Source organism: Actinomycetospora sp., assembly GCF_055612215.1.
Window position 1 is genome coordinate 1 of sequence record NZ_JBVPVA010000813.1, and the last position, 5,891, is coordinate 5,891.

Here is a 5,891-nt window from a genome sequence, read left to right on the forward strand (position 1 = left end):
CTCGGCGGCAGCTCGATCCGCAAGGCCGTGCTGCGCGTCGTCGTCGGAGGCGCCCTGGGTCTCGCGGTCACCTACGGGATCGGCCACCTCGTCGGCACCGCGGTCGGCTGAGCGTGACCGACCCCGCCACGGCCGCCGACGCGGTCGAGCTCGCGGTCGCGGTCGCGGCGTTCGCCGAGCAGGCGTGGGACGCCGTCGTCGGGCTCCCCGACGTCCGGGTCTGGCTCGAGCCGGCCGGCGTCGAGTCCCGCGCCGACAACACGATCGCCGTGGTCACCGGTCGGGAGGACGCGGTCCGCGTCGTGGACCGCGAACCGCCGCACCGCCTCGTCACCGAGGCCGACGCCGTCGTCGCCGGACGTGGTGTCGTGCTCACGACGACCTGGCTGCTCGAGCCCCACGAGCCGGGCACCACGGCGGTGCGGGTGACGACGACGGGGCTCGGCGCGGCCGCCGCGCAGGACCCGGGCACCGCGCTGCGCGAGCGGTCCGCGACGGCGCTGTCGACGCTCGCGGTCCACCTGCGCCACTTCGCGGGGCGCACCGGGGTCGGGGTGCACGCCTGGGGTCCCTCGCGGGGGCGCACGGCCGACTCCGGCCACGAGCGTGCCCACGCCCGCTTCCTCGCCCAGGTCGGGATCCTCGTGCCGCGCCAGCCGCTGACGATCTTCCGGGGCGTCCCGCAGCTGACGGGCACGTGCCTCGAGCGCCGGGCCGGGCACCACCACAGCGCTGCACTGCTCCTGCTCGACGGGCCCGCGCCCGGCGTCGCCACCCTCGCGACGACGGGCACCGACCCGGTCCACGAGGTGCGCGCGGTGCTCTACTGGGACCGGGCGCCGGAGATCGCCGAGCGGCTGTCCGCGCAGTGGTCGTCCTGGCTGGCCCAGCCGTAGCGTCGCCCGCTCCCCTCGAGGGGCACAACACGCAGGAAAGTCAGCCGGCCGACCTGCCCCGCGTGCTGATGATCACGGGGCTCGGCGGAGCCCGCGCCGAGCCCGCACCTCAGCGCAGCGCCGGACGCGGGAAGCCGAAGCGGACGGTGACTCCCGGCGAGAAGTGCACGAGGTCCGGCGCGCGCCCCGCCAGGCCGGGGAACCCGGCCGCCGCCACCAGCTCGTCGTCGCACGCGATGAGCTCGGCGCGGCGCAGCGGCCAGGGCTCGTGGACGTTCGGGACGTACCAGGTCACGCCCGCGTGGTCCTCGTGCAGACCCCAGCGGGCGGTGAGGAAGTCCGCGACCGGGTCGCCCTCGACCGGCGCCCCCGGGCGCAGCGCCACGACGCTGCGGTGCCCGCCGGTCCGGGTGGTCGCGCGGTAGACGACCTCGCCGTCGGCGTACCGGAACGACATCCGCGCCCACCGGTACGGGAGCCCGAACGCGGCCTGCGCGCCGAGGACCACCGCGAGCCGCGAGGCGTCCAGGCTGCGGAAGACGATCCCGCGCCGGCCGGTGTCGTCGACGGTGTAGAGCCGGACGTTGGTCTCGAGGAACGTCCCGAGCCACGGCACCGCCGGCCCCCGCGCGACGCCCGCGCGGACCATCCGGAACGGCACGAGCCCGACGTAGGTGACGCCGCCGATGACGTCGGGGTGCACCCCGCGCGGCAGCAGCGGCGCGACCTCGGCGGGCTCGACCGCCCAGTGCAGGAACCCGGCGTCGCGCCAGGACTGCCTCATCATCGTCGGACCGGAGTACTCCGGTGCCCGCACACTGACCGGCTCGACGCTGGCGCTCATTCCCCCGGCGTGCCCCGGAGTGGGCGCCTCCACGCGCGGGAACACGGCGGGGTGTCCGACAGCGCCGCGTCCGGTTCGTCACCCGTCACGTTCCCGCCCGGCTTCTTCGACCGTGCCGACGAGCGCGACGACGCGGTCTTCTACGGCCCGCCCCGGCTCGTGCACCACATCGACGACGCCGCGATCGCCGCGGTGACCGCCTACTACCGCGAGGTCGGCGTCACCGGCGACGTCCTCGACCTCATGTCCTCCTGGGTCTCGCACCTGCCCGCGCGGCCGCGCCACCTCACGGTGCTCGGGATGAACGCCGCCGAACTGGACGCCAACCCCTGGGCCGACGAGCGCGTCGTCCACGACCTCAACGCCGATCCCCGCGTCCCGCTGCCCGACGCCTGCGTCGACACCGCGGTCTGCACGGTCTCCGTCGACTACCTCACCCGGCCGGTCGCGGTCTTCCGCGACGTCGCGCGGGTCCTGCGCCCGGGTGGGCGGTTCGCGCTGACGTTCTCGAACCGCTGCTTCCCCTCGAAGGCGATCCGGGGCTGGCTCGCGACCGGCGACACCGGGCACGGCGAGATCGTCGCGTCGTACTTCCGCGCCTCGGGGGCGTTCGAGGAGCCCGTGATCGAGAAGCGGCGCTCGCGCGGCGACCCCGTCGTCGGAGTGAGCGCTGCGCGCAGGTGAACGATTTTCGTCGCCCCGACGACGGAATACGTTCACGTGCGCGGAGCGCTCTCCCGACATGGCTCTGACGCGCTTCGGCGGACCGCTCTCCCGCACGCTCCCCGAGACCCGGACGTTCACCGTCGAGGGTCCCGCGCACTCACTGCTCCTCGAGCCGTTCCGACGCCGGGTGCGGGCGCTCGTGAGCGACGGCGAGGGCCACGAGGTCGTCGTGCTCGACACCGTCCGCGGTGCCCTGCTGCACGAGACCGGTCTCGGCCCGCAGCTCTACCTGCCCGCCGAGGACGTCCGCGCCGATCTCCTCTCCCCCAGCGAGCACTCGACGCACTGCCCGTTCAAGGGCGACGCGAGCTACCAGCACCTCACCGTCGGGAACCGCACGATCGAGAACGCCGTCTGGTCCTACCCCGACCCGAAGCCGGACGCGTCGTGGCTGGCCGGGCTCGTCGCGCTGCCGATGAGCGCCGCCGACCGCTGGCTCGACGAGGACGAGGACGTGCTCGGCCACCTCACCGACCCCTACCACCGCGTCGACCTGCGCCCAACGAGCCGCGAGGTCACCGTGACCGCGCCCGACGGCTCCGTCGTGGCCCGCACGACGACCGCGGTGCTGCTCGACGAGACCGGCCTCGACGTGCGCTTCTACGTCGACCGCGCCGACGTCCACGCCACCCTGCGCCCGAGCGGGACCACGACGGTGTGCCCCTACAAGGGCGTGTCGACCTACTGGGCCGTCGAGGCCGACGGCGGCAACGAGGTCGTCGACGGCGCCTGGTCCTACGAGGCGCCCCGCGACGAGTCGCGCGGCATCGCCGGGCGGATCTGCTTCTCCGACGACTACACGGTGTCGGTCGCGGCGCGCTGACCCCCGGGTCGCCGGAGCCCGCGTCAGCGGTCCCCGGCGGCCCGCCCCAGACGCATCAGCGCGGGCACGACCTGCGCCCCGTCGAGGCCGTCCAGGAGGTGGCGCTCGACGTCCTCGACCGCCGGCGAGAGGCGTTCGTGGGCGGCCCGCCCGCGGGCGCTCAGGGCCACGCGCACCCGTCGGCGGTCGGTCGGGTCGGTCTCCCGGTAGAGCGCCCCGAGCGCCGCGAGCCGGTCCACCACCCGGGTCAGCGTCGAGTCGTCGAGGCGGGTGTCGGCGACCAGGTCCCGCATCGCCTGGTCGCCGTGCTCGGCGAGCCGGCGCACGACGAGCCACTGCTCGACGCTCAGGCCCTCGGCGGCGGTGATCTCCCCGACCCGCCGGGCGACCTCGTCGAGGGCACGGGTGAGCGCCCCGACGAGCGACGGCTCCAGCGCGCGGGTCTCGGGCACCGTCACGGCCGTCCTCCATGGACACGGGTTGTGGGAACTTCCCGGATGGTGTGACCTTAGGCTCCGCTGGTCGATCCCACCCGGGAGCCGCCGATGGTGCCGAGCCTGTCGCGCGCGCAGTGGCGGGTCGCGATGGTGCTGCCCCTGCACGGCCCCGCCGGCCTGTTCGCGCCGTCCTGCGAGGCCGTCGTCGACGTCGCCGTCGCCGAGCTCAACGCCCGCGGCGGCATCCTCGGGCGGGAGGTCGTGACGGAGGTCCTCGACGGGGGCGGCCGGCCCGCCGAGGTCGCCGACCGTGTCCGGGAGCGCGTCGCCACCGGCACCGTCGACGCGGTGAGCGGGTGGCACATCTCCTCGGTCCGCGAGGCGCTGGTCCCCGTCCTCGCGGGCCGGGTGCCCTACGCCTACCCCTCGGTCTACGAGGGCGGCGAGGACCGTCCCGGGGTGTTCTGCTCCGGCGAGACGCCCGACGTCCAGATCGCCCCGGCCCTGCGGTGGCTGCGCGACGAGCTCGGGCTGCGCCGGTGGTTCGTCGTCGGCGACGACTACGTCTGGCCCCGCGTCTCCGCAGGGGCCGTCCGGCGCTACGCGCACGACCTCGGCCTCGACCTCGTCGGGCAGGACTTCGTCGAGCTCGGCGCGGCGGACATGGACCGGGTGGTGACCCGGGTCGAGCGGGCGACGTGCGACGGGGTGCTCATGCTGCTCGTCGGGCAGGACGCCGTGGAGTTCAACCGCGAGTTCGCCCGGCGGGGGCTGGCCGCGCGGCTCGCGCGCTTCAGCCCGCTGATGGAGGAGAACATGCTGTTGGCCAGCGGCGCCGACACCACGGCGAACCTCTTCGTGGCCTCGTCCTACTTCCGGTCGATGGCCACGAGCGCGGCGATGGACCTGCAGGACCGCTACCTCGGCGTCCACGGGGCCGGCGCCCCTGCACTCAGCAGCGCCGCCGAGAGCTGTCACGAGGGCCTGCACACCCTGGCGGCGCTGGCCCGCCGGGCCGGCACCGACCACCTCGACGCCTGGGATGCCGTCGCCGACGGGACCGCCTACGAGGGGCCGCGCGGCACCGTGGAGTTCCGCGGACGCACGGCGCGCCAGCGCGTCCACCTCGCGGTGGCGCAGGGCGTGGACTTCGACGTCCTGGCGTGCCTCTGACCGGGCCGCCGCTTGACAGCACCCCCGAGCAGTCTTCTCATGTGAGAACAACTGACGAGGAGGCTCACCATGCCCGAGGTCGTGTTCCGCGTGGACCAGTCGAAGTCGATGCGGGACCAGGACGTGCCCGGGCACAACCGCTGGCACCCCGACATCCCCGCCGCGGCCTCGGTCCGCCCCGGCGACGTCTTCCGCATCGAGTGCAAGGACTGGACCGACGGCCAGGTCCACAACGACGACTCCGCGAACGACATCCGGGACATGGTCCTCGACCACAACCACATGCTCTCCGGCCCGATCCACGTGGAGGGCGCCGAGCCGGGCGACCTGCTGGTCGTCGACTACCTCGACCTCGGGCCCGCGCACACCGCCGCACCCCGCGTGGGATCGCAGGCCGGTGAGGGCTGGGGCTACACCGGGATCTTCGCGAAGAGCAACGGCGGCGGCTTCCTCACCGACCACTTCCCCGACCCCGGCAAGGCCATCTGGGACTTCCAGGGCAAGTACGCGACGTCGCGTCACCTGCCGGGGGTGCGGATCGCCTCCAACGTCCACGCGGGCCTCGCCGGCTGCGCCCCGTCGGCGGAGCTGCTGGCGGTGTGGAACCGCCGCGAGCAGGCCCTCATCGACACCGACCCCGAGCGGGTGCCCCCGCTGGCCCTGCCCCCGCTGCCCGACCACGCGCTGCTCGGGACGATGAACGGGACCGACGCGGAGAGCGCCGCGCGCGAGGCGGCCCGCACGGTGCCCCCGCGCGAGCACGGCGGCAACGTCGACATCAAGAACCTGTCGATCGGCTCGCGGGTCCTCTACCCCGTCTACGTGCCCGGCGCGAAGTTCTCCATCGGCGACCTGCACTTCGCCCAGGGCGACGGCGAGATCAGCTTCTGCGGCGCGGTGGAGATGGGCGGCTACGTCGACGTCCACGTCGACCTCATCAAGGGCGGCGTCGACAAGTACAAGGCGACGATGCCGATCTTCCAGCCCGGCCG

Annotated in this window: 7 protein-coding genes; 5 read left to right on the forward strand and 2 right to left on the reverse strand. The window is 74.5% G+C overall.

The genetic code is table 11. The features are described from left to right. Positions 1-113: 113 nt before the first annotated feature. The gene (locus AC0CYZ_RS22175) at positions 114-896 is read left to right on the forward strand and encodes an SRPBCC family protein (protein WP_472219320.1); all 783 of its coding nucleotides are present in this window, start codon (positions 114-116) and stop codon (positions 894-896) included. Positions 897-1,005: 109 nt separating this feature from the next. Here AC0CYZ_RS22175 and AC0CYZ_RS22180 read toward each other — a convergent pair whose 3' ends face one another. Beyond that, entirely contained in the window at positions 1,006-1,740 is a 735-nt protein-coding gene (locus AC0CYZ_RS22180) for a YqjF family protein (RefSeq protein ID WP_472219322.1), read from the reverse strand. A gap of 51 nt (positions 1,741-1,791) precedes the next feature. On the opposite strand from AC0CYZ_RS22180, the gene AC0CYZ_RS22185 reads away from it, so the two are divergent. Together AC0CYZ_RS22185 and AC0CYZ_RS22190 are read left to right on the forward strand one after the other, a co-directional pair. Next, on the forward strand, positions 1,792-2,424 hold the full coding sequence (locus AC0CYZ_RS22185) for a class I SAM-dependent methyltransferase (protein ID WP_472219324.1): 633 nt from the start codon (positions 1,792-1,794) through the stop codon (positions 2,422-2,424). Positions 2,425-2,482: 58 nt separating this feature from the next. Continuing rightward, a complete protein-coding gene (locus AC0CYZ_RS22190) occupies positions 2,483-3,289 on the forward strand; it encodes a DUF427 domain-containing protein (RefSeq protein ID WP_472219326.1) in 807 nt (268 codons plus the stop codon). Positions 3,290-3,312: 23 nt separating this feature from the next. Here AC0CYZ_RS22190 and AC0CYZ_RS22195 read toward each other — a convergent pair whose 3' ends face one another. Further along, a complete protein-coding gene (locus AC0CYZ_RS22195) occupies positions 3,313-3,747 on the reverse strand; it encodes a MarR family winged helix-turn-helix transcriptional regulator (RefSeq protein WP_472219328.1) in 435 nt (144 codons plus the stop codon). An 87-nt stretch (positions 3,748-3,834) separates the two neighbouring features. On the opposite strand from AC0CYZ_RS22195, the gene AC0CYZ_RS22200 reads away from it, so the two are divergent. After that, positions 3,835-4,899 (forward strand): substrate-binding domain-containing protein, encoded by a 1,065-nt coding sequence (locus AC0CYZ_RS22200; protein WP_472219329.1) that lies wholly within the window; start codon positions 3,835-3,837, stop codon positions 4,897-4,899. Between the two features lie 69 nt (positions 4,900-4,968). Further along, a partial coding sequence (locus AC0CYZ_RS22205) for an acetamidase/formamidase family protein (protein ID WP_472219331.1) occupies positions 4,969-5,891 on the forward strand: 923 nt, incomplete at its 3' end.